The 25,078-nt window shown below is 71.9% G+C and carries 24 protein-coding genes; 16 read left to right on the top strand and 8 right to left on the bottom strand.

Annotated features, from left to right (window positions below; translation table 11 throughout):
- Positions 1–145: 145 nt before the first annotated feature.
- Positions 146–571: a tautomerase family protein gene (locus ACFYUZ_RS26990; RefSeq protein ID WP_389313412.1), complete on the bottom strand. Its 426-nt coding sequence runs from the start codon at positions 569–571 to the stop codon at positions 146–148.
- Positions 572–599: 28 nt separating this feature from the next.
- Positions 600–1,310 carry an SDR family oxidoreductase gene (locus ACFYUZ_RS26985; protein ID WP_389313410.1) on the bottom strand — a complete coding sequence of 237 codons (711 nt, stop codon included), beginning with the start codon at positions 1,308–1,310 and terminating at the stop codon, positions 600–602.
- A gap of 87 nt (positions 1,311–1,397) precedes the next feature.
- Here ACFYUZ_RS26985 and ACFYUZ_RS26980 point away from each other — a divergent pair, with 87 nt between their 5' ends.
- Entirely contained in the window at positions 1,398–1,880 is a 483-nt protein-coding gene (locus ACFYUZ_RS26980; protein ID WP_389313680.1) for a winged helix-turn-helix transcriptional regulator, read from the top strand.
- Between the two features lie 66 nt (positions 1,881–1,946).
- On the opposite strand, the gene ACFYUZ_RS26975 is transcribed toward ACFYUZ_RS26980, so the two are convergent.
- From ACFYUZ_RS26975 to ACFYUZ_RS26960, 4 genes are all read right to left on the bottom strand, one after another.
- Positions 1,947–3,158 (bottom strand): helix-turn-helix domain-containing protein, encoded by a 1,212-nt coding sequence (locus ACFYUZ_RS26975; RefSeq protein ID WP_389313408.1) that lies wholly within the window; start codon positions 3,156–3,158, stop codon positions 1,947–1,949.
- A gap of 213 nt (positions 3,159–3,371) precedes the next feature.
- The gene (locus tag ACFYUZ_RS26970) at positions 3,372–4,313 is read right to left on the bottom strand and encodes a hypothetical protein (protein WP_389313406.1); all 942 of its coding nucleotides are present in this window, start codon (positions 4,311–4,313) and stop codon (positions 3,372–3,374) included.
- Between the two features lie 47 nt (positions 4,314–4,360).
- Positions 4,361–5,926, bottom strand: a complete 1,566-nt coding sequence (locus tag ACFYUZ_RS26965) for a DUF6801 domain-containing protein (protein WP_389313404.1) — start codon at positions 5,924–5,926, stop codon at positions 4,361–4,363.
- 192 nt (positions 5,927–6,118) lie between these two features.
- On the bottom strand, positions 6,119–6,748 hold the full coding sequence (locus ACFYUZ_RS26960) for a hypothetical protein (RefSeq protein ID WP_389313402.1): 630 nt from the start codon (positions 6,746–6,748) through the stop codon (positions 6,119–6,121).
- Between the two features lie 623 nt (positions 6,749–7,371).
- On the opposite strand from ACFYUZ_RS26960, the gene ACFYUZ_RS26955 reads away from it, so the two are divergent.
- From ACFYUZ_RS26955 to ACFYUZ_RS26895, 13 genes are read left to right on the top strand one after another with little or no spacing between them, the layout of a single operon-like run.
- The gene (locus ACFYUZ_RS26955; RefSeq protein WP_389313400.1) at positions 7,372–8,382 is read left to right on the top strand and encodes an ABC transporter ATP-binding protein; all 1,011 of its coding nucleotides are present in this window, start codon (positions 7,372–7,374) and stop codon (positions 8,380–8,382) included.
- Positions 8,379–9,143 (top strand): ABC transporter permease, encoded by a 765-nt coding sequence (locus tag ACFYUZ_RS26950; RefSeq protein ID WP_093878139.1) that lies wholly within the window; start codon positions 8,379–8,381, stop codon positions 9,141–9,143. Before ACFYUZ_RS26955 ends, ACFYUZ_RS26950 begins: the two co-directional genes overlap by 4 nt.
- A gap of 5 nt (positions 9,144–9,148) precedes the next feature.
- Positions 9,149–9,955, top strand: a complete 807-nt coding sequence (locus tag ACFYUZ_RS26945; RefSeq protein ID WP_093878140.1) for an ABC transporter permease — start codon at positions 9,149–9,151, stop codon at positions 9,953–9,955.
- 1 nt (position 9,956) lies between these two features.
- A complete protein-coding gene (locus ACFYUZ_RS26940; RefSeq protein ID WP_389313397.1) occupies positions 9,957–11,210 on the top strand; it encodes an MCE family protein in 1,254 nt (417 codons plus the stop codon).
- Entirely contained in the window at positions 11,207–12,262 is a 1,056-nt protein-coding gene (locus ACFYUZ_RS26935; protein ID WP_389313395.1) for an MCE family protein, read from the top strand. The genes ACFYUZ_RS26940 and ACFYUZ_RS26935 overlap by 4 nt, the downstream gene beginning before the upstream one ends.
- On the top strand, positions 12,259–13,308 hold the full coding sequence (locus ACFYUZ_RS26930; protein ID WP_389313393.1) for an MCE family protein: 1,050 nt from the start codon (positions 12,259–12,261) through the stop codon (positions 13,306–13,308). Before ACFYUZ_RS26935 ends, ACFYUZ_RS26930 begins: the two co-directional genes overlap by 4 nt.
- Positions 13,305–14,336, top strand: a complete 1,032-nt coding sequence (locus ACFYUZ_RS26925) for an MCE family protein (RefSeq protein ID WP_389313391.1) — start codon at positions 13,305–13,307, stop codon at positions 14,334–14,336. The genes ACFYUZ_RS26930 and ACFYUZ_RS26925 overlap by 4 nt, the downstream gene beginning before the upstream one ends.
- Complete coding sequence (locus ACFYUZ_RS26920; protein ID WP_389313389.1) at positions 14,333–15,565, top strand: MCE family protein; 1,233 nt, start codon at positions 14,333–14,335, stop codon at positions 15,563–15,565. Before ACFYUZ_RS26925 ends, ACFYUZ_RS26920 begins: the two co-directional genes overlap by 4 nt.
- Positions 15,562–16,836 carry an MCE family protein gene (locus tag ACFYUZ_RS26915; RefSeq protein WP_389313387.1) on the top strand — a complete coding sequence of 425 codons (1,275 nt, stop codon included), beginning with the start codon at positions 15,562–15,564 and terminating at the stop codon, positions 16,834–16,836. Before ACFYUZ_RS26920 ends, ACFYUZ_RS26915 begins: the two co-directional genes overlap by 4 nt.
- Complete coding sequence (locus ACFYUZ_RS26910; protein WP_389313386.1) at positions 16,833–17,366, top strand: hypothetical protein; 534 nt, start codon at positions 16,833–16,835, stop codon at positions 17,364–17,366. The genes ACFYUZ_RS26915 and ACFYUZ_RS26910 overlap by 4 nt, the downstream gene beginning before the upstream one ends.
- Complete coding sequence (locus ACFYUZ_RS26905) at positions 17,363–18,142, top strand: hypothetical protein (RefSeq protein ID WP_389313384.1); 780 nt, start codon at positions 17,363–17,365, stop codon at positions 18,140–18,142. The genes ACFYUZ_RS26910 and ACFYUZ_RS26905 overlap by 4 nt, the downstream gene beginning before the upstream one ends.
- A gap of 26 nt (positions 18,143–18,168) precedes the next feature.
- Positions 18,169–18,711 carry a nuclear transport factor 2 family protein gene (locus ACFYUZ_RS26900; RefSeq protein WP_389313382.1) on the top strand — a complete coding sequence of 181 codons (543 nt, stop codon included), beginning with the start codon at positions 18,169–18,171 and terminating at the stop codon, positions 18,709–18,711.
- A 53-nt stretch (positions 18,712–18,764) separates the two neighbouring features.
- Positions 18,765–19,538, top strand: coding sequence for a hypothetical protein (locus tag ACFYUZ_RS26895; protein WP_389313380.1), 774 nt, complete (start codon positions 18,765–18,767; stop codon positions 19,536–19,538).
- 78 nt (positions 19,539–19,616) lie between these two features.
- Here the strand turns inward: ACFYUZ_RS26895 and ACFYUZ_RS26890 are convergent, their stop codons facing one another.
- On the bottom strand, positions 19,617–20,168 hold the full coding sequence (locus ACFYUZ_RS26890; protein ID WP_389313378.1) for a hypothetical protein: 552 nt from the start codon (positions 20,166–20,168) through the stop codon (positions 19,617–19,619).
- A 251-nt stretch (positions 20,169–20,419) separates the two neighbouring features.
- Here ACFYUZ_RS26890 and ACFYUZ_RS26885 point away from each other — a divergent pair, with 251 nt between their 5' ends.
- Positions 20,420–22,699: a hypothetical protein gene (locus ACFYUZ_RS26885; protein ID WP_389313376.1), complete on the top strand. Its 2,280-nt coding sequence runs from the start codon at positions 20,420–20,422 to the stop codon at positions 22,697–22,699.
- A gap of 84 nt (positions 22,700–22,783) precedes the next feature.
- Here the strand turns inward: ACFYUZ_RS26885 and ACFYUZ_RS26880 are convergent, their stop codons facing one another.
- Complete coding sequence (locus ACFYUZ_RS26880) at positions 22,784–23,509, bottom strand: TetR/AcrR family transcriptional regulator (RefSeq protein WP_389313374.1); 726 nt, start codon at positions 23,507–23,509, stop codon at positions 22,784–22,786.
- Between the two features lie 118 nt (positions 23,510–23,627).
- Between ACFYUZ_RS26880 and ACFYUZ_RS26875 the strand changes: the two genes are divergently transcribed.
- Positions 23,628–24,851, top strand: coding sequence for a saccharopine dehydrogenase family protein (locus ACFYUZ_RS26875; protein ID WP_389313372.1), 1,224 nt, complete (start codon positions 23,628–23,630; stop codon positions 24,849–24,851).
- Positions 24,852–25,078: the final 227 nt, after the last annotated feature.

The following is a 25,078-nucleotide window of genomic DNA, read 5'->3' as shown; positions in this document are numbered from 1 at the left end:
CGCGGGCCGGGGGCGCGCGCGGCCCATCACCCCCCGCGGGCGCGCCCCCGGGGGGGGGGGGGGCGGCCGGCGGGGGGGGGGGCCCCCCCCCCCCCGGGCCCACGGCCGCGCCGCCGCGACGGACGTCCGGGGCCCGGTCCGTGCGTCAGTAGGGCGTCGCCGCGTTCTGCCGGGCCCAGAGCCGTTCGGCGTCCGAGCCGCCCGGCGGAGGCACGAGCCCGTTGATCATCCAGAGCTCCTCGCTGGTCTCGTCGACGTGGAACTCCCAGTGGAGACCGGCGTGCCGTTCCAGGTGGGGGCGCAGCATCTCCCTGATCCAGCGGGCGGTCCTGCGCCTGCCGTCCTCGTCGGGGTTGCGCCGGGCGATGTGGTCGACGGTGATGCGGACCCCGGCCGGGACGGGTTCCCCGCCGACGTGGAAGTCCTCGGGCCGGAGCTCGTGGAAGAGCGTGACCACGTAGAAGCGGGGCAGGCCCGCCTTCTCGTAGTGGTCCGCGACGGTCGAGGCGAGCCGGTGCTTCTCCTCGGGGGAGAAGATCCCGGGCGTGTGGTGAACGGTCCACAGGGGCATGGCGGTTCGTCGCTCCTTCGTGAGGGGTTCAGTCGGCGGCCGGGAAGGCCAGGTGTTCCACGGGACCGGAGAGCGCGGCCTTCACGGCGACGCTGACGTCGTCGGCGAGCACCTCCACCTCCCCGGCCTCCAGCCCGTCGACGATCCGCGCGGCCACGTCGGCGGGCTTCGCCTTGCTCCGCTCCAGGGCGGAGACCATCTCCGTGTCGATGAATCCGGCGTGCACGCCGAGGACGTGCGTGTGCTGCGGCGCGAGTTCGAGCCGGAGCGAGTTCGTGAGGGACCAGGCCGCCGCCTTGGAGGCGCCGTACGCTCCGGCGCCCGCCAGCCACGACAGTACGGAGTGCATGTTCACCAGCGCTCCGCCGCCGTTCGCGGCGAGGACCGGCGCGAACGCCCGCGCCACCCGCAGCGGGCCGAAGACGTTCACGTCGAAGGTCTCGGCCGCCCGCTCGACGTCACCGGTGAGCAGGGGGGCGGGGAGCAGGACCCCGGCGTTGTTGAACACGATCTCGGCGTCCGCGGCGAGCTCGGCCAGGGCGGCGACCGACTCCTCCGAGCGGACCTCCAGCGGGACGGTCACCACCCGGGGGCGCCCGTCGACGTGCGCGGAGCGGGCGGTGGAGTACACCTTGCTCGCCCCGCGTTCCAGCACCTCGTCCACCAGCGCGGCTCCCAGCCCCCGCCGTCCGCCGGTCACCACCACCACCTTGCCCGTCACCGCGACCACGGCACTCACTTCCCATCTGGATAACGACCTCGTTAGTCAGATGCAAGCACGTCAAGGCTGGGTAACGCAAGCATTAGTTACAATGAGCGGGTGGCGATGAGGTTCGAGAAGCGATTGAGCGACCGGGACGCGTGGTCGATCGGCGACGGGTGCTCGGCCGGCCGGGTGCTCGACCTGCTCAGCACCCGGACGGTCTTCATGGTCGTGCGGGAGTGCTTCTACGGCACGACCAGGTTCGAGGACTTCGTGACGAGGATCGGCACCTCCGCGCCCTCGGTCTCCCGCGCGCTCAAGCAGCTGGAGGCCGCCGGGGTCGTGGAGCGCACCCCCTACCAGGAGCCCGGGAAGCGGGCGCGCGACGAGTACCGGCTGACCGGGGCCGGCGAGGACCTGCTGCCGGTCTTCCTGTCGCTGATCCGGTGGGGCGACACGTATCTGCAGGACGGCCGTCCGCCGCTGGCCTTCGTCGAGGCCGGGAGCGGCCGCCCGCTGAGCGTGCGCGTGACGGCCGACCCGGCACCGGATCCGTCCTCCGACGACATCGAGGTCCGCGTGCACCCCGACCGGCGCCGCGACTGACGCGCCCGCACCGGCCCGCTCTCCCGGGTGCGGGAGGCCGGCGCGGAGCGGGAAGGCGCGTGCGGCTCAGTCCACGCGCCTGCCGCCCTGGAGGTGGAGCGAGCGCAGGGCCGCCTCCAGGGCGAACCGGTGGTCGGGGTCGAGGAGCCGGTCGCCGAAGTGGTTGTCCAGGTTCCGCAGGCGGTAGCGCACCGTCTGGGCGTGCACGCCCAGCATCTCGCCGACCTGTTCGGCGGGGGCCCGCGTGGAGACGTGCACCCGCAGGGTCTCGACCAGCCGCTCGCGCCGGGTGCCGGACAGTCCGTCGAGCGGGGCCAGTTCGCGCGCGGCCAGATGGGCCGTGAGGGCCGGATCGGACAACAGCCACAACGTTGTCAGGTGCTCCTCGCAGTACACGAGGGGAGCGTCCGCCACGATGCCGTCGTCGATGAGCTGCAGGACGCGCCGCGCCCAGCGGATGGAGTGCGCCGCCTGCGCCGGCGGCACGGTCAGACCGACGACGGCGGGGGTGCCGGCCAGTGCGGAGTCGAGCATCGTGAGGCGCTGCGCGGTGAGCGGGCCGGGGATGAGCAGATGAGGCTCGGGGAGGCTGAGGTCGGCCAGGACGTCCCGGTCGAGGCCCGCCTGGACGAGTTCGGCGACCGGCGGCCGGAGGGCCACCAGGGTGCACTCGGCGGGGAGTTGCCAGGAGGCCTCCTGGCACAGCTCGGCGATGGTCGCCCGGGGCAGCGGCGGGCCGGCGACGACCAGGTGGAGCAGCTGTCTGCGCAGCGCCGCCACATCGGACACGGCACGCGCCTGGACCATGAGGTAGCCCTCGCGGGAGAGGGCCTCCAGTTCGTCGACGTAGGCGAAGAGGGCGTCCGCGAAGGCCAGGATCAGGGTGGGGGAGAGGTTGTACGTGCGCCCGATGCTCTTGGCCCTGCGTAACGCGATGCGCGCGCCGAGGCGGTAGGCGCCTTGCAGGGTGTCGAGGTCCCGGCCCTCGTAGGCCTCCACCCGGCCGAACTTGCGGATCAGCTCGTCCCGGAGGGCCGAGTTCCGCCCGGGGTCCGCGACCCGCTCCACGAAGGCCGCGAGCGCCTGCTCCACGCCCTGGCGGATCGCGTCCGAGTGGGGCCCCTTGAAGAGGTGGGCGTACACGGGATAGGTCCGCTGGACCTCCACACCGATCTCCTTGATGAGGCCCGGGATCTCCGGTCTCATCAGGGCGGCGAACTCCCTGGGGAGCGGGTCGAGCGGCTCGCCGATGTTCGATGACTGTGCGGTTGCGGGCATGACCGATCCCTTGCTCTCCTGCGCGACCGGTGGGGAGCGGCGGTGCGGCGCCCACCGTGGAGGGTGGGCGCCGCCTCGGCCGTCAGGTGCGTACCAACGGGGACTGCTGAAGCTAAATCAACTGCTGTGTGCTGTACACAATTTGCGCAAGAGTTGGCGCCCCGGGGGCCCGTGTGCCGCCCGAGTAGGCCGGGAATCGCCCCTGGGTGGCCGTTACCTGACGGCCGAGTGCCAGTTCCGCGAGAACACCTTTCCGGCGTCGGGGGCGATGACCCCGGGGGCGTAGAGACCGGTCAGGTAGGTCTGGGTGTTGTCGAGGGTGATGCTGTTCCTGCCGGAGGCGGCGGGCAGCCCGGTCTTGAGGTTGACCGCGCCGTTGACGAGGCCGAGGCCGAGTCCGCAGCCGCTGGCGCCGGGGACGGCGAAGGTCTTGTCGACCTGGGTGGAGCCGAGGATGTTCAGACGGCTCATGTCGCCCTCCTCGTTCGGGGAGCCGTCGCCGTCGTAGCGCTCGACGGAGAAGTCGGGGGACGTGAGGTTGCTCGGGCGCAGCACGATCGGGTTGGACTTCGTGCCGATGTAGCAGTTGCTGCCGAGGAAGGGGTTCTGGAGGTGGATGCGGACCGGGATCCTCACGATCGGCATGTCCGTGAGGACGCCCGCGATCTGGTCGAACTCCGAGGGCGTGCCGACCGATTCCACGGTGGCGGTGATCCTGTTGAGGTCGGCGTCCGACAGCTGCCGGCAGATGTCGGTGATGAAGGGGATGTCGCTCGGACACATCAGGCCGAGCAGGCCGCCGGGCACGGTGGCGGAGTCCGCGATGAGCGAGCCGGCGGGCGGGGGGACGACGGTGTTGGTGCCGTCGGCGTTCTGGACCACCGCGATCTGGAGGTTCGTCCTGCCGGTGACGACGGTCGTGTTGCCGAGCTTGATGGAGCCGCCGGCGGAGGAGGACGACACGCACTGCGGTGCCTTGTCGAGGCCGTCGGCGGCGAGTATCGCGGGGGCGTCGACGGGGCAGCGGTCGAACGGGGCCCAGGCGCCGTTCAGCCGAGGAGCGGCCGCGGTCGCCGTGCCGAGGGAGACGAAGGCACCGAGCGCGGTCAGCGCGGACAGGGTGGCGAGTCTCGTGCGGGAGGAGACGAGGGACATGGCGGATGCCTTCCGTGGGGGAGGGGAGGGGGACAGGGCGGGTCGGTTCAGCGCTCGGGCCTGGGGACCACGTACGGCTGGCGGTCCTCGGTGCACTGGCCCTCGGTGGGCACGTCGACGCCCACGGCGCAGGTCTGACCCTGGATCTGCTTGATGTGGTTGCCGGGGCCGGAGATGGACGCGGTGAGGAGCCGGTCGAGGTTCTCGCCGCCGGCGCCGCAGCCCTTGAAGGCGGGGATGGTCACCTCGCCGGTGAGCGGGCCGCCGCCGGTGAGGAGGTAGCCGGTCGCGTCCGTGCCGTTGATGAGCTGTCCCTTGCCCAGGAGCACGAGGTGGTCCCCGGGGTGCTTGACGGGATCGGGCTCGGGGGAGGTGAGCGGCTTCTCGGTGCGGCAGTCGGGCCCGACGTCGAGCCGGGTGCCGTTCACCCGGACGTCGAGGACGCGCAGGACGAAGCGGGCGCGGACGTAGGTGTCGGAGAGGTTGTCGGGGAAGACCAGGAGGACGTCCGAGTCGACGGTCAGGGGCCCCGTCTGCTCCAGGACCATGGTGGCCGTGGCCGGCGCGAAGCCGAACGTCAGGAAGGTGGCCTTGAACGGCGGGGTCTGCTTGCGCCCCTGGTAGGAGAGGTGTCCCGTCGACGGGGTGAGGAGGTGCATGCTTCCGTCCGGCTGGATCACGAACTCCGGCTGGCCCTGCTCGATCAGGACGCAGGACACCGGAATGACGTTGGCGCCGTTCAGCTTCCGTACGTTGGAGTAGCCGGTGATGTACGCCGACAGGGACGTGGGGGTCGGGTTCTCCGTCACGCAGGGCGGTGCGGCCGGCCGGCCCGCCGGGGCACCGGGTGCGCCCTCGCCGGTCACCGTCGGGCCCCTGCCCCCGTCCGCCCGCTGCCCGATCCGCGGGCCTGTCGGGGCGCGGCCCGTCCCCTCCGCCGTCCCCGGCCTCACCGGGACCGTCCGCCCGGCGGGGGAGGACGGCGTGGACGAGGGGGAGGAGGGGGAGGCGGAAGGGGCGGACGGCGACGCGGGAGGAGTGCTCGGTCCCCCCGTGCCCGGACCGGCGCCGACCGGGACGGTGGCGAACGGCGTCCGGCCCTCCGCGTCCTGACCGGGGACGCAGGTGACGGAGAGGGGGGCGGGGTCGGTGGGCGCGCCGTCGGCCGGGCCCGGGGCGAGATCGAGGGTGAGGCCCGCGGCGGTGAGGGTCAGATCACCGGCGGTGTCCGTCGTCAGGGTCGGCACGTCGCCGGTCGTGGTGAGCACGAGAGGCCCCTCGGCGGGGACGTCGAGGGACTGCGCCGTACCGCTCCACGTGGCCTGCGCGCGCCGCTCGTTCTGGGCCACGTCGACCGTGAGCCGGGTTTCGGCCCGTACGGTGGAGCCCGGAGACGCGGTGAGGCCGGGCACGGCCGGGAGTTCCACCGTCGTGGTGACGTCGGTGGGCCTGATCTCCTCTCCGGGGGCCGCCCGGTCGGGGAAGGCCGCCGTGATCCGTACCGTCGCGGGCTGCTGTCCCGAGGGCAGGGCGCAGACGTAGGGCAGCGCGGTGTCGACCTTCAGCGTCCCGACGGCGACGGCCGCCGCCGGGAGCAGGGGGGCGAGCGCCACGAACGCGGCGATCGTCGCGCCGCGCGCGCGGCTACGCGAAGGTCGAGGGGTGGGCCCGGGGCCTCTCATCTGTTGCTCCGCTCGGGTCGTCGTTCGTGTGCCGACGGGGGAAAGGGGCCGGCGAAGGGCGTGCACAGGCCCGCGTCCGCCCGGCCGGGGTCGCCGGCCGGACGGACGCGGGTTCCTGCGTCCTTACGGGTTGGAACCGACGATCGTCGGGATGGCGGTGCCCACCTTGAAGAGGTACGTGCCCTTGAAGGTGGGCTTGGCGCCGACCGGGACGGCCGAGCCGCAGCCGCTCGACGAGACGACGGTGAGCTCGCCCGCGACGCTGTTGACGGCGAGCGCGCCCGTCGAGTTGGTGTACGTGCCGGACGCCTTGCCCGTCACGCGGAAGACGCAGGCGCCGACGGTCACCGTGGCGTCGACGTTGCCGACGTAGCCCTTGGTGACGCCGGTCGAGGCGGTGTAGTCCTGCGCCACGATCGTCCAGGGGGTGGTCGGGACCGCGGTCACGGGGCCCAGCACGCTGGTGCAGGGCGCCCCGCTGGCGCCGAAGGCGATGGAGTTGATGGTGCCGACGGTCGCCGGGTTGCCGGTGGTGCTCTGCCCCGTGCCCGCACCGTTCGACTTCGTACACGTCATGGCGATGCCGTTGACGCTGAGGACGATGTTCCCGCTGTTGACCGCGGTGATGCTGGCCGGGGACGGGCTGACGGTCCAGACCGTGGACGGCACCGCCGACGCGGGGCTCACGGCCAGGGCGAACGCGGCCGAGGCGGTTCCGGCGACGACGGCGAGGTTTCTGATCGGCTTCTTCATGGCTCTGGGACTCTCCTTGGGGATTGACCGGCAGAGGGTGGCCGCGGTGGGGGTCGAGCGGCCGGCGGCCCGATGTTTCCCGGCCGCGAAACCAGACGTTACTTGCGGGAAACTTAGCTGAACAATGGCGCAGCCCATGATTCTTTGAAGAGCTCGAATTGCCTGTCAAGTGGGTGAGCGATGGCGCGAATCCCCTTGGTTCCGGGGTGCGTAATGTCGACATTTATGATCGATCGGACAAGCCTGGGCGGTGGATTGGCGCGCCATGCTCCCTTGTGTCCCCGACGGATTGGCCCTTTGCTCTCGGCGGTGACAGGTCGACGGCTGCGACTGTCTCCCGTCTGACAAATATCCAGACGTCTGATTTCGGCCCGCGAAAACTCTGATTCCGGTATTGCCGGGAGAGGTTACTCGGCCGTAACGTTCCCCGGGCCGACGCCCGATCGCAGGTCGACGCGGCAATCTGTCTCCGCGGAGACAAAAGCCGGCACCGGCTTTGTCTTCGCGGTGACAACTGCCGGAGCGGATCAAGGATTTTGCGCCACACCTATTGTCCGGGTGATCCGCACCGGTTTACCGTGCGCCCGCGGCGCACGCCCCGACGCACGCTTGCTGGAGGTGGGATGGGAATCGAAGTAGTCGTTGAGGGGCTGACCATGTCCTTCGGCAAGCAGAACATCTGGCAGGACGTGTCGCTGACCCTGCCGGCCGGAGAGGTCAGCGTGATGCTCGGCCCTTCCGGTACCGGGAAGACCGTCTTCCTGAAATCGCTCATCGGACTGCTGAAGCCCCAACAGGGCCGTGTCCTCATCAATGGGGTCGACATGGTCAGCAGCCCCGAACGGGACATCTACGAGACCCGGAAACTCTTCGGCCTCATGTTCCAGGACGGCGCCCTCTTCGGCTCCATGACCCTCTTCGACAACATCGCCTTCCCCCTGCGCGAGCACACCCGCAAACGGGAGTCGGAGATCCGTCGCATCGTCATGGAACGGATCGAACTCGTCGGCCTGCTCGGCGCGGAGGACAAGCTGCCGGGCGAGATCAGCGGCGGCATGCGCAAACGCGCCGGACTGGCCCGAGCGCTCGTGCTCGACCCCCAGATCGTCCTGTGTGACGAACCGGACTCCGGACTCGACCCCGTCCGCACCGCCTACCTGTCCCAGCTGCTGATCGACCTCAACGCCCGGATCGACGCGACGATGCTGATCGTCACCCACAACCTCGACATCGCCGCCACCGTCCCCGACAACATGGGGATGTTCTTCCGGCGCAGGCTCGTCACCTTCGGCCCCCGAGAGGTCCTCCTCACCAGCGACGAACCCGTCGTCACCCAGTTCCTCGCCGGCCGCCGCGAAGGCCCCATCGGCATGTCCGAGGAGAAGGACGCCGCGCTCCTCGCCGCGGAGGCGGCCGGACCCGCCGGTCACCCGCCAGGGCCCCGCGACATCGTCCCGCAGCTGGAACCCTCACCCGGCCTGCCGCCCCGCGCGGCCGTCACCCGACGGCGCGAGCGCGTCCTCGGCATGCTCGACCAGCTGCCGCCCGCCGCCCGCGCCGCCATCCGCGACACCTACGCGCGCGGCGCCACGGCGCCCACCCTGACCATGCCGACCACCGGGAGCGGCTCGTGATCGCCGGCGCGCTGCGGCAGACCGGCCGCCTCTTCGCCCTCGCCGCCGAGGTCAGCCGCGCCGTCTTCCGGAGGCCCTTCCAGTTCCGGGAGTTCGTCGAGCAGTTCTGGTTCGTCGCGAGCGTCACCATCCTCCCGGCCGCGCTCGTCTCCATCCCGTTCGGCGCCGTCATCGCCCTCCAGGTCGGCTCCCTCACCCAGCAGCTGGGCGCCCAGTCGTTCACCGGCGGAGCCAGCGTCCTCGCCGTCATCCAGCAGGCCAGCCCCCTCATCGTGGCCCTCCTGATCGCCGGCGCCGGCGGCTCCGCCATCTGCGCCGACCTCGGCTCCCGCAAGATCAGGGAAGAGCTCGACGCGATGGAGGTCATGGGAGTCTCGCCCGTCCAGCGCCTGGTCGTCCCGCGCGTCCTCGCCACCATGGCGGTCGCCGTGCTCCTCAACGGAATGGTCTCCGTCGTCGGCACCCTCGGCGGCTACTTCTTCAACATCGTCCTCCAGGGCGGCACCCCCGGCGCGTACCTCTCCAGCTTCTCCGCCCTCGCCCAGCTGCCCGACCTCTACATCAGCGAACTCAAGGCCCTGATCTTCGGGTTCATCGCCGGCATCGTCGCCGCCTACCGCGGCCTCAACCCCCGCGGCGGGCCCAAGGGCGTCGGCGACGCCGTCAACCAGTCCGTCGTCATCACCTTCATGCTGCTGTTCTTCGTGAACATGGTCCTGACGGGCATCTACCTGCAGATCGTCCCGCCGAAGGGAGGCTGACGGCGATGGCCTCCCCGTTCGTCTGGCTCGACCGCTCCGGCGACCAGCTCCTCTTCTACGTCAGGGCCCTCCTCTGGATCCCGCGCACGCTGCGCCGCTACCTCAAGGAGGTGCAACGGCTGCTCGCCGAGGTCGCCTTCGGCTCCGGCGGCCTCGGCGTCATCGGCGGCACCATCGGCGTCATGATCGCGATGACGCTGTTCACCGGCACCGTCGTCGGCCTCCAGGGCCACGCGGCCCTCGAACAGATCGGCACCGCCGCCTTCACCGGCTTCGTGTCCGCCTACTTCAACACCCGCGAGATCGCCCCGCTCGTCGCCGGACTCGCCCTCTCCGCGACCGTCGGCGCCGGATTCACCGCCCAACTCGGCGCCATGCGCATCAACGAGGAGGTCGACGCCCTCGAAGGCATGGGCATCCGCTCCATGCCGTACCTCGTCACCACCCGCATCATCGCGGGCGTCGTCGCCATCGTCCCGCTCTACGCGGTCGGCCTGCTCTCCTCCTACCTGGCCTCCCGCTACGTCACGGTCCTCTTCAACGGCCAGTCGCAGGGGACCTACGACCACTACTTCAACCTCTTCCTGTCACCGACGGACGTCCTCCTCTCGGTGCTGAAAGTGCTGATCTTCAGCGTGATGGTGATCATCGCCCACTGCTACTACGGCTTCCGCGCCTCCGGCGGACCCGCGGGCGTCGGCATCGCCGTCGGCCGCTCCGTACGCAACGCCATCGTGCTGATCAGCGTCACCGACTTCTTCCTGTCGCTGGCCCTCTGGGGCGCGACCACGACCGTGAAGGTGGCGGGGTGAGATGAACGACTCAACGGCCGAGATCCTGCGCCGCCGGTTCGCCGGCGTCGTCTTCCTCCTTGTACCCGTCCTGCTCGCCTCGCTGGCGGTCGCCGTCTACGACAAACGCTTCACCGACTCCGACCCGATCACCGTCGAGACCGGCAGCGTCGGCAACGAGATGCACCTCGGGGCCGAGGTGAAACTGCGCGGCGTCGTCGTCGGCGAGGTCCGCGCCATCGACGCCGTCGACGGCGGGGCCCGGCTCACCCTCGCCATGCGGCCCGGGACCCTGCGCCACGTCCCCTCCGACGTCCGCGCCCAGATGCTGCCCACGACCCTCTTCGGCGAGCGGTTCGTCGCCCTCGTACCCCCGGGAAACCCCTCCGCGCGACCGCTCGGCCCCGGCGACGTCATCCCGGAGGACCGGTCGAGCAACGCCGTGGAGCTCCAGCAGGTCCTCGACAACGTCCTGCCCCTGCTCACCGCCGTCCAGCCGCAGAAGCTGTCGGCGACCCTGTCCGCCGTCTCCCGCGCCCTGGAGGGACGCGGCGACAAGCTCGGCGAGACCCTCGCCCGACTCGACGCCCACCTGCGCGAGTTCAACCCCCACCTGCCCGCCCTCACCCGCGACCTGAAAGAACTCGTGAAGGTCAGCCACCTCTACGCGGACGCCGCCCCGGACATCGTCACCGCGCTCACCGACTTCACCACCACCAGTCGCACCCTCGCCGAGAAGGAGGGCGCGCTGGCCGGCACCTTCGGCGCCACCACCCGGACGGCCCAGGACCTGACCGCGTTCCTCCGGCAGAACAAGGACAACATCATCCGGCTCAGCGCCACCGGCAGGCCCACCCTGGAACTGCTCGCCGAGTACTCCCCGTCCTTCCCCTGCACCCTGCGCACCCTCGCCCAGTTCGTGCCCGCGATGGACAAGGCGCTCGGCAAGGGCACCGACCAGCCCGGCCTGCACGTCGAGGTGACCACCGTCCCCTCCCGCGGCGCCTACGTCCCCGGCCGCGACACGCCCTCGTACGGCTCCGGCGGCGGCCCGCACTGCTACCCCGTGCCCTACCTCGGCGTCCCCGCCGCCCCCGCCGCACGGGCGTCCGCCGCGGCCGACCAGGACCTCGGCCCCGCCAACTCCCCGCAGGAGAACGACCTCGTCAACGAACTGCTCGCCCCCGCGGCGAAGAAGCGGCCCGGCGACCTGCCGGACTGGAGCAGCCTGCTCGCCGGCCCCGCGTTCCGCGGCGCGGAGGTGACCCTCCGATGACGACACGACCCGGCCACACGCGCCGGCGCGGCCTGACCGGGACCGTGCTGAAGTCCCTCGCGTTCGTCCTGGTCACCGCCCTCGCCACCACCGTCCTCGGCTTCAGCATCGCCAACACCGGCGTCGGCGCCGAAACCCGCTCGTACAAGGCGCTGTTCACCGACGTCACCGGGCTCGTCGAGGGCGACTCCGTGCGCATCGCCGGAGTGAAGGTGGGCGAGGTGACCGACGTGCGCGTCGTCGAGCGGCGCACCGCCCAGGTCACCTTCACGGTCCGCGAGGACCGCTCCCTGCCCCGGTCGGCGACCGCCGCCGTCAAGTACCTCAACATGGTCGGGCAGCGGTACGTCTCCCTCGGCCGGGGCACCGGCGACCTGACCGGCACCCTGGGCCCCGGAGAGACCATCCCGCTCGACCGCACCACACCCGCACTCGACCTGACCCTGCTCTTCAACGGCTTCAAGCCGCTGTTCGAGGGACTCTCGCCCGCGGACGTCAACGACCTCGCCGGCTCCCTCGTCCAGGTCCTCCAGGGCGAGAGCGGAACCGTCGACAGCCTCCTGCGGCACATCGGCTCCCTCACCAGGACCGTCGCCGCCAAGGACAAGGTCGTCGGGGAGGTCGTCACCCACCTCAACACCGTCCTGACCACCCTCAACAACCGCGAGGCCGCCTTCGGGGACCTCGTCGTCACCCTCCAGAAGCTCGTCACCGGCTTCAACACCGACCGCAAACCCCTCGGCGAGGCGGTCAAGGCCATCGGAGACCTCACCACGACGACCGCCGGCCTCCTCCAGGAGGGGCGCGCCCCCCTCAAGAAGGACATCCGCGAGCTGGGCCGGCTCTCGGGCACCCTCGGCGACCACACCCCCGCCATCGAGTCCTTCCTCGCCCACACCCCCGGCAAGATGACGGCCCTCGCCCGGCTCTCCTCGTACGGATCGTGGTTCAACCTCTACCTCTGCGAGGCGCGCGTGAGCGGCGTGGGCACCTCCGACGGCTCCGAGCCGCCGACCGGCATCGCCGTGACCGAGACGAGGTGCCGCGGATGAGCCCGCGCCCCCGGCTGAAGCCGGTCAAGGAGCGCAGTCCCGTCGCCGTCGCCCTCGTCGGACTGCTGGTCCTCGCCCTCATGGCCGTCCTCGCGTACAACGTGGAACGGCTCCCGCTCGTCGGCGGCGACACCGCCTACAGCGCCGACTTCACCGAGGCCGCCGGACTCGACGCCGGCGACGAGGTCCGCATCGCGGGGGTCAAGGTCGGCAAGGTCACCGACGTCGCCCTCGACGGGCCCAAGGTCAAGGTGACCTTCGAGGTCGGCGACGCCTGGATCGGCGACCGGTCGACCGCCGCCATCGCCATCAAGACCCTCCTCGGCGAGAAGTACCTGGCGCTCGACCCGCTGGGCTCCGCACCCCAGGACCCGGGAACCAGCATCCCGCAGTCCCGCACCACCTCCCCGTACGACGTCACCCAGGCCTTCCAGGACCTCAGCGGCACCGTCGACGCCATCGACACCGAGAAGCTCGCGGAGAGCTTCCGGACGATCTCCGACACCTTCAAGGACTCCCCGCCGCACGTACGCAACGCCGCCACCGGCCTCTCCGAGCTGTCGAAGTCCGTCTCCAAGCGCGACACCCAGCTCGCCCGGCTCCTGGAGAACAGCAGGAAGTTCACCAAGACCCTCCAGGACAAGAAGTCCAGCTTCGAGATCCTCCTGGAGGACGGCGGCTCGCTCCTCGGCGAGCTCAAGAAGCGCCGCGAGGCCATCCGCGCCCTGCTCAAGGGGAGCCGGGACCTCGGCACCGAACTCAGCGGCATCGTCGGCGACAACGACCGGCAGCTCGGCCCCACCCTGAAGGCCCTCAGCCGCGTCACCGGCGTCCTGGAGAAGAACAGCGGCCAGCTCGACAAGACGCTCGCGCTCATCGGCCCCTACTACCGGCTCGTCGGCAACACCCTCGGCAGCGGCCGCTGGTTCGACAGCTACCTGTGCGGCGTGGTGCCCCGCACCTATCTGCCCGAGGCCTCGCAGCCCAGGACCGGATGCCTCCCGCCGAAACAGACGGCGACGGCCAAGGGGAGCGGTGAACGATGACCAAGCCCAGAAGACCCCTCGTCGCCGGGCTCGCCCTCGCGGTGCTCGCGGCCTGCGGCCTCGTCGCCGTCGGCGCCCTCGACGACGACGGCATCCGCGTCACCGCCTGGTTCGACCGGGCCGTCGGCATCTACGCCGGATCCGACCTGCGCGTCCTCGGCGTCCGCGTCGGAGAGGTGGAGTCCGTGGAGCCGCAGGGCACCCGGGTGCGCGTCGAACTCCGCCTCGACGAAGGCGTACGCGTCCCCGCGGACGCACGGGCCCTCGTCGTCGCCCCGAGCATCGTCGCCGACCGGTACGTCCAGCTCACCCCCGCCTACAGCACCGGCCCCGCCCTCGCCGACGGCGCCCAGCTGCCCGCGTCCCGCAACCGCACCCCCGTCGAGATCGACCAGCTCTACGACTCGATCGCCGAACTGAGCAAGGCACTCGGCCCCGACGGCGCCAACTCCGCCGGAGCCCTCTCCGAGCTCCTGGACACCGGAGCGAAGAACCTCAAGGGCAACGGCACGGCCATCGGCACCTCCATCGAACAGTTCGGCAAGGCCGCCAAGACCCTCGACGGCAGCAGCGAGGACCTGTTCACCACCCTCGGGCAGCTCCAGACCTTCACCACCATGCTGAAGAAGAAGGACGGCGACGTCCGCACCGCACAGGAACGCCTCGACGAGGTCGTCGGCTACTTCGCCGAGAACAAGGACGACCTCGCCGGCGCGCTCGCGGAACTCGGCAAGGCCCTCGCCCAGGTCAAGACCTTCATCAAGGACAACCGCGGCGAGCTGAAGAAGAACGTCGACCGGCTCGTGCCCCTCACCCAGACCCTCGTCGACCAGCGGGCCTCCCTCGCGGAGGCGCTCGACGTCGCCCCGCTCGCCGCCGGCAACGTCGTCAACGTCTACAACAAGGACACCCGCACCCTCGACGGCCGCGCCAACCTCAACGAGATCAGCATGGGCGGCCCCCTGCTCCCGCTGCCGGTGACCGGCGGCTCCTCCTCCCCGGCCGACACCCGAGAGGGGCAGCGATGAACCGGGACACCCCGCCCTCCCGCAAGGCCCTCGGCGCCGGAGCCGTCGGAGCGGTCGCGCTCGGCCTCGGACTCGCCGTCGTGCTCGGCGCGGTCCCCGCGAGCCCCGTCCGGTTCGACGGCATCGAGGACCTCCCGCTGCCCGGCGGCGCCGACCTCGGCTCCCACCCCTACACGGTCACCGCCGAGATCGACGACGTCCTCAGCCTCGTGCCCCAGTCCGCGGTCAAGGTCGACGACGTCGCCGTCGGCCGCGTCACCGCCATCGAGCTGGGGGCCGACCACTGGTCCGCCCGCGTCACCCTGAAGATCAACGGCGACGTCCGGCTCCCCGCCGACGCCGGTGCCCGCCTGGAACAGTCCAGCCTCCTGGGCGAGAAGTACATCCAGCTCGTCGCCCCCCGGAAGGACAGCGGCGGACGCCTCACCGACGGCAGCGTCATCCCGCTCGCGCGCACCAACCGCAACACGGAGGTCGAGGAGGTGTTCGGCGCGCTGTCCCTGCTGCTCAACGGCGGCGGCGTCAACCAGCTCAAGACCATCACCCGGGAACTCGACGCGGCGCTCGGCGGACGCGAACCCGAGGTCCGCTCGATGCTCGACCGCGTCAACACCCTGGTCACGAACCTGGACGCGCACCGCGGCGACATCACCCGCGCCCTCGACGGGGTCAACCGGCTCTCCGCCACCCTCGCCGGACGCAAGAAGGACGTCGACACCGTCCTCACCGGCCTCTCGCCCGGCCTGAAGACCCTGGAGAACCAGCGGGGCTCCCTGCTCACCATGCTGCGCGCCCTGGACACCCTGTCCGGAGTCGCCGTCAGCACCGTCGACGCGAGCAAGAAGGACATGGTCGCCGACCTCAAGGCCCTCGCCCCGACGATGAAGGCACTCGCGGACGCCGGCGCCGACCTGCCCGAATCGCTCCAGGTGCTCCTCACGTATCCCTTCACCGACGAGGTCACGCGCGGCATCAAGGGCGACTACCTCAACACCTATCTGCACCTCGCCGCCGCCCCCGGGACCGAGGTGATCCCACCCCTCATCCCCAGGACCGAACCCACCCCGACCCCCTCCCCGTCGACCCCGGACCCGGCTCCCGACCCGGCCTCGCGCGACCGGGAGGGAACGGACCGCGGCACCCGGAGCCCGCGGTCGGCGCTGCCCCTGCCCCCGGTCACCGCGACGGCGCCCACCACCACACCCAAGGACGGAGGCGAGAAGCCGTGATCACCCGCACCGTACGGCTGAAGAACCTCGCGTTCCTCGTCATCGCCGTACTCGTCCTCGGCTTCGTCGGCGTCCGCTACGCCGACCTCGGCCGCTACGCCGGCGTCGCCGACCACTACACCGTCCGCGTCCACCTCGCCCGTACGGGAGGGCTGTTCACCCACTCCGACGTCACCTACCGCGGCGTCTCCGTCGGCCGCGTCGGAGCCATCGACCTCACCGCCGACGGAGTCGTCGCCGAACTGCGCATCAAGAACTCGGCGCCCCTCATCCCCGCCGACGCGCGAGCCGTCGTCGCGGGCCTCTCCGCCGTCGGCGAACAGTACATCGACCTGCGGCCCGAGAGCGACGGCGGACCCTACCTCGCCGACGGCGCCCGCATCGAACAGGCCGACACCGAGGTGCCGGCCCCCGTCACCGACGTCCTCGCGAGCGTGAACGACCTCACCCGCTCCGTACCCCTGGACTCCCTGCGCACGGTCGTCGACGAACTCGGCAAGGCCTTCGAGGGACACGACGACGACCTCCAGGCCCTCCTCGACAACGGCAGCAGGTTCGTCCAGGCCGCCGACCGCTCCCTGCCGGCCACGACCCGGCTCATCGACGACGGCGAGACCGTCCTGCGCACCCAGGCCGACGAGAGCCGCGCCATCCGGGACTTCGCCACCGGCGCCCGCGACCTCGCCGCCACCCTCAAGAGCTCCGACGCCGACCTGCGCCGCCTCCTCGCCGTCACACCCGACGCGACCGGCCAGGTCAGCGGCCTCCTGCGCGACCTCGACCCCAGCCTCGGCGTCGTCCTCGCCAACCTCCTCACCACCTCGGAGATCGCCGTCACCCGACAGCGCGGCACGGAGGAACTCCTCGTCAAGTTCCCGGCGGCCGTCTCGGCGGGAGCCACCACCGTCGACGGAGGACACGTGAACTTCGGCATGGCCGTCACCTTCTTCAAACCACTGCCCTGCACCTCCGGATACGGCGGGACGCGCTACCGCAACGGACTCGACCTGGGGACCGCGCCCGCCCTCAACACCGGCGCCTCCTGCACCTCCCCGGCCTCCACCGGGATCAACGTCCGCGGCTCGGCCCACGCCCCCCGGGGCGGCGGGGTGCCCACCCCGGCCCGGCCCGGCTCCCTGCCCTCCGGCAGCGCGCGCGCCACGCCCGGCGCGCAGCCGGACCTGCCCGGCGCGCTCGCGCTGCCCGGCCGGACCGGCGGCCCGACGGACATGGCCGGACTCCTCGGACTCGGCACGGGGAGGGCGCGATGAGGCGCGCGAAAGCCCTGGGCGTCGGCGCCCTCGTCGTCGCCCTCGGTTTCTGCGGGACCGGCGCCTGGGCCTACGCCCAGGCCCGCACCGACGAGGAGCTCGCCTTCAGCCGGGAACGCGACACCGCGCTCGCCGAGGGCCGCAGCCGCCTCACCGTCCTGAACACGCTCGACGCCTCGACCCTCGAACGCGCCGAAGCGGGCATCCGGGCCTGGCGCGACGCCTCCACCGGACCGCTCCGCACCGAACTGGGCCGTACCCGCCCCGCGGTGGGCGCCTCGGCCCGCGCCACGGTCACCGAGGCCGCGCTCACCGCGCTGGACGCCAGAGCCGGTACGGCGAAACTCATCGCGACCGTACGCGTCGACGTCACCCCGCGGGGAGCCGCCGCCGCGACCGGCGACCGCAAGCGCCTGGAGGCCGTCCTGACCCGCACGGGCGAGAACACATGGCGGGTCGCGGCACTGAGCGCGGTACCCGTCGCAGAGGCGGAGAAGAGCGAGAAGAGCGAGGAGGGCGGGGGCGAGTGACGCGACCGCTGCGGACCGCAGGACGCGAGGACACCGGGACCGACGAGGCCCTGGAGGCGGACGCGGAGCAGGCCCCGGACGAAGACGCGCCGACGGCCACGGCCGAAGAGGCGGAGGCCGCCACGGCCACGGACGCGACGGCGCCCTCGGACGGGCCCCCGGAGGCCGGCACGGGCGAGGACGCGGCAGCCGCCACGGCCACGGCCACGGACGCGACGCGGGAGCCGGGCGCGGACGAGCACGGCACCACGGACGCCTCCCACGGCCGCCGCCCCGCCCGCGCGTGGCGGAAGGCCGCCCTGGCCGCCGCCGTCACCGTCCTCCTCCTCGGCGGGACCGGGTTCCACTACGCCGCCCACCAGCTCCGCTCGGCCCCGTCGGCGCGCAACCACGCGCTCACCGACACCGAGACCACCACCCGGGTCAGCGGCGACGTGGCCGAAGGCCTCGCCCGGGTCTTCTCCTACACACCCGCCGACACCGACGCGGCGGAACGCTCCTCGCGCACCGTGCTGGCCGGACGCGCCGCCCGCCAGTACGGCGACCTGCTCGCCCAGGTCCGCGCGAACCTGGTCGAGCAGCGCATCACCCTCTCCACCCAGGCCGTCCGCACCGGGGTGATCGAACTCGACGGGGACAGCGCGCGGCTCCTCGTCTTCCTCGACCAGACCTCGCGGCGCGACGAGGCCGCCGCCACGACCGCCGCGGCCCAGCTCACCGTCACCGCGAAGTACCGGGGAGACCGGTGGCTGATCGTCGACATCAAGGCCCGCTGACGATGAGCGGGAGACGGGAGAACCCCATGACACACCGGCTCCGCGCCTCGGCGGGCAACCGGCCGGCCCTCGCCGTGGCCCTCGTGCTCACCCTGGTCGCGGGCGGCTTCGCCGCGTGGGAGGGCCGGAGCTGGTACGCGGCGGCCCACGACGACTCCGCCGCGTACGCCGCGCAGCGCGACCGGGCGCTCGCGGCGGGCGAGCAGGCCGTGCAGAACCTCAACACGCTCGACCACCGGCGCGTGGACCAGGGCCTCGACCTCTGGGAGACCTCCACGACCGGCGAACTGCACCAGCAGCTGGTCGAGGGGCGGAAGGAGTTCACCGGTCAGGTGAAGGCGGCGAGGACGGTGACCACGGCCCGGGTGCTCTCCGGCGCCGTCACCGAACTCGACGACCGGGCCGGACGGGCCCGCCTGCTCGTCGCGCTGCGCGTCACCGTCACGACGCCCGACAGCAAGAGCACGGAGAAGGACAGTCGCATGCTGGGCGAGCTCACCCGCACCGACGGCCAGTGGAAGCTCAGTGGTCTGGGGCAGGCGCCCGTGGGCGACACGGCGACCGGCTGACCGGGCCGCCGCCCCGTACGCGAGAGCCGCCAGCACCCGAAAGGACACGCACGATGCCGACGCCCCGTCACCACCTCAACCGCCAGCGCCGCCGCCAGGCCCTCGCCGACCAGCCGACCGCCGCCAGGGCCCACACGACCGTCGGCCTCCTGACCGAACCCGGCTCCCGCCCCGGGCGGCGGCCGGCGGTGGAACCCGCACGGGAAACGACCGGGGCACCGGCGGAGGAAGCGACCGACGACCGCCCGGCCGCCACGAGGGCCACGAAGGGAGGGGCGCGCGGTCTCGCGCCCCTCGTCGTCCTGTGCGTCCTGACCCTCCTCCTCGGGGGCTTCGCCGGATGGGCGCACAGCAGGGCGGGAGAGCTGCGGGACGACCCCGCCCGCGGCAACACGGCCCTCACGGACCTCGCCCGTACCAGCGAGATCAAGGGGCAGACCACCGCCGCCGTCGCCGCGCTCTTCTCGTACGACCACGCCGACACGGGGCCCTTCGAACGCGCCGGGAAGACCCTCCTCACCGGCAGGGCCGTGGACCAGCACCGGACGCTGTTCGGCGGGGTGCTCGCCCAGGCGGCCCGGCAGAAGACGGTGATCACCACGACGGTCACCGACAGCGCGGTCGAACGCGTCGACGGCGACCGCGCCCGGGTCCTGGTCTACGCCGACCAGAGCAGCGTCAGCACGGCCGGCACCGGCGGGACCGGTGGGAAGCGGCAGCCGAAGGCCCAGGACCAGGGCGTCTACGCGGGCGCCATGTTCGCCCTGGACGTCGTGCGCCGCGACGGACGCTGGATCGTCGAGAACATCGACACCTTCGGCCGCTGAGCCGCCCTCGCAGGAGACGGTGGAGGACGTGGAGCCCCGCCGGACCGTGGCCCCGCCGACCCGTGGCGGGGCCGGTGCTCAGTCCTCGTCCTCCCCGGTGCCGGGGGCGTAGTCGTCCAGTTCCGCTCGCAGGGAGCCCGGGCCGGCCGCGGGACCCTCGCGGAGAAGGGCGAGGAAGCTGCTGAGGGGATGGTGCCGGGGGCGGGCGTCGTAGTCGATGCCTTCGGGGTCCCGGTACGCGCCCAGGCGCGCGAAGGGGACGATCACATAGGGACGCCGGGACCAGGGGTGGCTGTCGGCGGGTTCGGGGTCCATGCGCCACTCGGTGCCGCGGGTGCGGTTGTGGACTTCGCCGACGTACCAGCAGGCCACCTGCACCAAGGGCGTGTGCTCGCGGGCGAACAGGTCGTCGGCGGACGTGACGTGTTCGCGGACGAGCGCCTCCACGCGGTCGAGGGAGCGCTCGCCGAAGTCCCATCCGCCGCCGTGCTCGCGGCTCCACCCGTCGAAGCGGTCCCGCTGCTCGCACAGCCAGGCCGCGAGTCGCGGGTTGTCGGCGTGCGCCGTGTCGATGCGCTCGGCGACGGCGTGCTCGTCGTCGTCCTCACACTCCTGGATTTCATTGCTCACAACAGCTAAGCCTAGCCCCGATGTGACCGTAAGGATCCTGAATCTGCACCGAGTTGACACACGACGTGCCGTCGAAACCACGTTGCGGCGGCAAAGTGAGGCCCTAGGATCGGACCGCTTGCGCGGCGCCCGCACGAGCAGCGGGGGCCCTGGCGTCGCGCGACCGGAATCCGACCCGTGGGGCTCCCGGGGGAAACACTGTGAAGCCAGCACGAATAGCACGCCGTCGGCGTGCGCTCAGAAAAGGCCTGATGGCGCTCGTCTGCGCCGCCGTCGTCACCGTCTCCGGGCAAACCGGCGCCGACGTCGCCGAAGCCGCGCCGCCGAAGCTGAAGCCCGGCAAGCGCTGTGACGAGCTGTACGGGGTGAAGAACGTCCCCACGGGAGGTGGACTGCCCCTGGGGGACGCCTCCCGGGCGGTGGACCGCTGGGACACCTACGAGTACACCAACCCCGGCCTCCAGTTCGACGGTCTCGCCCCGACCCAGGCCGAACTGAACGCCGCGGGCACCGACTACAAGAAGTACGACCACAGCGACCCGCGCCGCATCTACGCCCGCTTCAACGCGCAGAAGAGGTGGACGAGTTTCAGCGACTACCTGTCGAAGGTCTACATCCCGAACCAGGGCTACGACGCCCGGGGCAAGGCGTTCATGGCCAAGGTCGTGCGGGAGATGGGGCTGACCGGACCGGACTGGATCTGCGAGAAGGAGTTCTACTTCACCGACCCCGACACCGGCGAGCGTCACGTGCGACGGCTGGACGCCTTCAACAAGCGCTCCCGGGAGATCGTGGAGGGCAAGTCCAACGGCAGCCCCGACGCCCGCGAGAAGCCCGCGGACCGCGCCTGGGCCAAGAATCCCGGCTGGCGCTCGTACAAGTACACCTATGTGTTCGCCGAGAACCAGACCCGCGACGCCAAGAACTTCATGAACGAGTTGAAGGGCCTGGCGGGCAAGGACGAGATCGGCAACGAACGGGTCCGCTCCTACAACTACCAGTCCCACCACAAGGGAGTGCCGCCCAAGGGCACCGAGAACGGCCCGTACCGGGCGAACGGCACGACCATGTCGCCGGGCAACGGCACCTCCACCGGGTCCCGCGGCTCCGGCAACCAGGTGATCGGGCAGTCGCCGCCGAACCCGCAGACCCTCAAGGAGCAGCTCGACCGGCTGGGCAGGACCGGCCAGCGGTCGCTGATGAACCGGGGCCTCGGCGGCATCGACTTCACCACCCTCGACCTGCGCTACATCGGCAAGGGCAAGGGCGGCAAGGGACTGGACTACGCGTTCTCCGCCAAGGCGGTGGAGGACGAGTACGCCGCCGGGTGGGGCGGCCGGGAGAAGGGCGACCTGATCTCCGACGCGTTCTTCACCTGGCTCGCCCTGGACCCGTCCACGTTCTGGGTGAACCTCAACCCGGACGAGCCCGACCGCATCATCGACGCCGACTTCGGCAAGACCGACGCGGGCCGGGTGCTGCTGGAGGCCGACCTGGAGCTGAAGCACGACATCTTCAAGGCCATGGACCCGGAGACGGACGCCGGCCGGAACTTCATGAGCGCCCTGCCCCAACGCAACGGCTTCCCCTGCTGGGCGGGCTTCCGCTACTGGATCGAGCCCGAGACCGCCGTCGTACGCGAGCAGGACGGCGGCATCCACATCCTCGACACCCCGCTGAAGCTGTCCACGGTGCCGCAGGAGACCCACACGCAGCCGCCCGGCGGGAAGGGCTGCGACCTCACCGAGGCCGAGACGCAGCAGTCCGACCGCGTCCTCGACCGCTACATCACGCCCCTCGTCGCGGAGAAGGTCAACAACGGCGACTACTACGCCGACCTGCGCCGCGTCTACACCGCACGCGTCGCCGCCGAGTGGGTCCGGCAGAACGCCGCCGACATGCCCGCCGAGTACCGCCGCGTCATCGACAGCAACGACGTCAGGCGCTGGCCGCTGCGCGCCCCGCACCAGAACTGGACCGGCAAGCAGGTCTGGGACCGCTACTACAAGGCGTTCACCGAAGGCACGTTCAAGTACAAGTGGTCCAACGGCGAGGACGTCTACGTCTACACCGTGGGCGGAGTCGACTTCTCCAAGCAGCCCAAGCGGAACATGAACCCGGTGCGCTTCCGCACCGAGCAGCGCTACAAGCCCCGCACCGTCGGCTTCGCGGTCGACACCATCGCGGACGACCCGAACAAGGCGGGCTACCTGATGTTCGGCGGCAACAGCGCCGGGCACTCCGAGGCCGGCACCCCCACGCCCACGCCCACGCCGACCGGCACCGGGAAGCCGACCCCGAGTCCGACCGGCACGGGCGGGCCGACCCCGAGTCCGACGGACCCGACGCCCACGACCGGACACTCCCCGGACGCCACCGCCCCGCCGGGGTCGAAGGACCCCGAGGGGGACCTCGCCGACACCGGCAGCAGCACCCCCGTCGGCCTGATCGGCGGCCTCGCCGCCGCCGCGATCGTCGCGGGCGGCACGCTCGTCTGGTGGCTCCGCCGCCGGGCGAACACCGGGAACTGACGCGTCACCGCAGCAGCACAGGAGAGGGGCCCTTCCCGTACGGGGGAGGGCCCCTCTCGCGCGCCCCGGCCGGCCGCTCGCGGCTCACGCCCCGCCGGCGGCCCGCTTCCGCGCGGCCACCAGCCGGGCCTCCGCCCTGCCCAGGAGCGTGTCCAGGACGACGGGATAGGCGCTGTGGTTCATCCGGTCCGCCAGCAGGTGCGCGGTGGCGGCGATGTGCGGATGGGTCTCGGCCGGAAGCCGGGCATAGGTGGAGGTCCACATCTCCTCGTCCGCCTCCCTCACCTCGTCCTTGACGGCCAGCGCGCCCGCGTCCAGGGCTGCGAAGGCCAGGGCCAGGTCGATGAAGGCGTGGTACACGCCGACGGCGTCCGCGTCGCCGAAGCCCGCGCCGCGCAGGATCCCGAGGATCGTCTCGTCCACCTCGATCTCCCGGGGGCGGCCGGTGACACGGCTCGCGGTCAGCAGCGCGGCCTGGGGATGGGCGAGGTAGGAGGCGTGGACGGCCAGCCCCAGAGCCCGCAGATCGGCACGCCACTCCCCGGTGGCCGTCCAGCTGTCCAGGGCCCGCCCCGTCAGCTCCTCGCCGATGGCCCGGGTCAGGCCGTCCAGACCGGCGAAGTAGCGGTACACCGTGCTCGGGTCGGCGCCGAGGGCCGCACCGAGCCGGCGTGCGGTCAGCCCGGCGGCCCCGTGCTCGCGCAGCATCCGCAGCGCCGTCTCCACGATCAGCCGCTCCGACAGCACGGTGCCCTGCCGCGTCGGCCTCCGCCTGCGCCGTTCCGCCTCCGGAACCACCTTCTTCGGCATCGCGCCACCGCCTCGTCGTCCCTTATGCCAACGCCGTAGACCTTAACCGCCGGGCTCGTGTTCCATCGGGGCGTTCCCGGGCGTCCGCCGGGACGGACTCGACGAAATGGTGTGTGACATGCGTGTACTTCTCGTGGGTGCGGGCGGCGTCGGAACCGCCGTCACCCGCATCGCGGCCCGCCGTGACTTCCTGACCCACATGATCGTCGCCGACTACGACCCGGCCCGCGCGGAGGCCGCCGTCACCGCGCTCGACGACCCGGCGGGCCGGTTCGCCGCCCGCCGCCTGGACGCCTCCGACGAGGCCGCGGTCCGTCGCCTCCTCGTCGAGGAGAACTGCGACGTACTGCTGAACGCCACCGACCCCAGGTTCGTGATGCCGCTGTTCCACGCGGCGCTCGCCGCGGGCACGCACTACGTCGACATGGCGATGTCGCTGTCCGTGCCGCACCCGACCGCCCCCTACGAGCAGTGCGGGGTCAAGCTCGGCGACGAGCAGTTCGCCCTGGCCGAGGAGTGGGAGAGGGCCGGCCGCCTCGCCCTGGTCGGCATGGGCGTGGAGCCGGGCCTCTCGGACGTGTTCGCCCGTCATGCGGCGGACGAGCTCTTCGACGAGATCGAGGAGCTCGGCGTCCGCGACGGCGCGAACCTCACCGTCGAGGGGTACGACTTCGCCCCCTCCTTCAGCATCTGGACCACCATCGAGGAATGCCTCAACCCGCCCGTCGTCTACGAGAGGGGCCGCGGCTGGTTCACCACGGCGCCCTTCAGCGAGCCGGAGGTCTTCGACTTCCCCGGGGGCATCGGCCCGGTGGAGTGCGTGAACGTCGAGCACGAGGAGGTCCTCCTCATGCCCCGCTGGGTGGACGCGCGCCGGGTCACGTTCAAGTACGGCCTCGGCGACGACTTCATCGCCAAGCTCAAGACCCTCCGCGACCTCGGCCTCGACTCCACGGCGAAGGTCACCGTCCCCGGCGCGCACGGGCCGGTCGAGGTCTCGCCGCGCGACGTGGTCGCCGCCTGTCTGCCCGACCCGGCCGCCCTGGGCGACCGCATGAGGGGCAAGACCTGCGCGGGCACCTGGGTCAAGGGGACCAAGGACGGCGCGGCGCGCGAGGTGTACCTGTACCACGTCGTCGACAACGAGTGGACGATGCGCGAGTACGGGTCCCAGGCCGTGGTCTGGCAGACCGCCCTCAACCCGGTGATCGCCCTGGAGCTGATCGCCGCCGGCACCTGGAAGGCGAGCGGCGTCCTCGGCCCCGAGGCGCTGCCGCCCCGCCCGTTCCTCGACCTGCTCGACGCGTACGGATCGCCGTGGGGGCTCCGCGAGGAGCGCTGAGCCGGGCCGGGCGCGTCCCCGGCGGAAGGGCCCCGGAGTCGCCACGGGCGGTGATCCGGCCGAACTCCCCTGACGGCGGGGCCCTCCGAGCGTGCCTGCCACGATGTCGGCCCAGTACGTCACCCGGCAGATCCTGGGCGTCATGCCCGCACGGTACGGGAGGTGGCCACGGTCCCCGACTCGGTCGCCCTCACCCGGGGACTCGTCCGACACGCCGGGGCCCGGTC

The sequence above is a fragment of the Streptomyces sp. NPDC004266 genome (assembly GCF_042874095.1).
Classification (GTDB): domain Bacteria; phylum Actinomycetota; class Actinomycetes; order Streptomycetales; family Streptomycetaceae; genus Streptomyces.
The sequence above is the reverse complement of the archived record's forward strand: the minus strand, read 5'-3'. Positions and strand labels throughout refer to the sequence as shown.

Excerpts from the sequence above, each read along its gene's own strand:
- ACFYUZ_RS26990 (WP_389313412.1), bottom strand. The coding sequence starts at position 571 with ATGCCCCTGTGGACCGTTCACCACACGCCCGGGATCTTCTCCCCCGAG.
- ACFYUZ_RS26980 (WP_389313680.1), top strand. The coding sequence starts at position 1,398 with ATGAGGTTCGAGAAGCGATTGAGCGACCGGGACGCGTGGTCGATCGGC.
- ACFYUZ_RS26975 (WP_389313408.1), bottom strand. The coding sequence starts at position 3,158 with ATGCCCGCAACCGCACAGTCATCGAACATCGGCGAGCCGCTCGACCCG.
- ACFYUZ_RS26970 (WP_389313406.1), bottom strand. The coding sequence starts at position 4,313 with ATGTCCCTCGTCTCCTCCCGCACGAGACTCGCCACCCTGTCCGCGCTG.
- ACFYUZ_RS26960 (WP_389313402.1), bottom strand. The coding sequence starts at position 6,748 with ATGAAGAAGCCGATCAGAAACCTCGCCGTCGTCGCCGGAACCGCCTCG.
- ACFYUZ_RS26955 (WP_389313400.1), top strand. The coding sequence starts at position 7,372 with ATGGGAATCGAAGTAGTCGTTGAGGGGCTGACCATGTCCTTCGGCAAG.
- ACFYUZ_RS26945 (WP_093878140.1), top strand. The coding sequence starts at position 9,149 with ATGGCCTCCCCGTTCGTCTGGCTCGACCGCTCCGGCGACCAGCTCCTC.
- ACFYUZ_RS26940 (WP_389313397.1), top strand. The coding sequence starts at position 9,957 with ATGAACGACTCAACGGCCGAGATCCTGCGCCGCCGGTTCGCCGGCGTC.
- ACFYUZ_RS26935 (WP_389313395.1), top strand. The coding sequence starts at position 11,207 with ATGACGACACGACCCGGCCACACGCGCCGGCGCGGCCTGACCGGGACC.
- ACFYUZ_RS26930 (WP_389313393.1), top strand. The coding sequence starts at position 12,259 with ATGAGCCCGCGCCCCCGGCTGAAGCCGGTCAAGGAGCGCAGTCCCGTC.
- ACFYUZ_RS26925 (WP_389313391.1), top strand. The coding sequence starts at position 13,305 with ATGACCAAGCCCAGAAGACCCCTCGTCGCCGGGCTCGCCCTCGCGGTG.
- ACFYUZ_RS26920 (WP_389313389.1), top strand. The coding sequence starts at position 14,333 with ATGAACCGGGACACCCCGCCCTCCCGCAAGGCCCTCGGCGCCGGAGCC.
- ACFYUZ_RS26910 (WP_389313386.1), top strand. The coding sequence starts at position 16,833 with ATGAGGCGCGCGAAAGCCCTGGGCGTCGGCGCCCTCGTCGTCGCCCTC.
- ACFYUZ_RS26900 (WP_389313382.1), top strand. The coding sequence starts at position 18,169 with ATGACACACCGGCTCCGCGCCTCGGCGGGCAACCGGCCGGCCCTCGCC.
- ACFYUZ_RS26895 (WP_389313380.1), top strand. The coding sequence starts at position 18,765 with ATGCCGACGCCCCGTCACCACCTCAACCGCCAGCGCCGCCGCCAGGCC.
- ACFYUZ_RS26885 (WP_389313376.1), top strand. The coding sequence starts at position 20,420 with ATGGCGCTCGTCTGCGCCGCCGTCGTCACCGTCTCCGGGCAAACCGGC.
- ACFYUZ_RS26880 (WP_389313374.1), bottom strand. The coding sequence starts at position 23,509 with ATGCCGAAGAAGGTGGTTCCGGAGGCGGAACGGCGCAGGCGGAGGCCG.
- ACFYUZ_RS26875 (WP_389313372.1), top strand. The coding sequence starts at position 23,628 with ATGCGTGTACTTCTCGTGGGTGCGGGCGGCGTCGGAACCGCCGTCACC.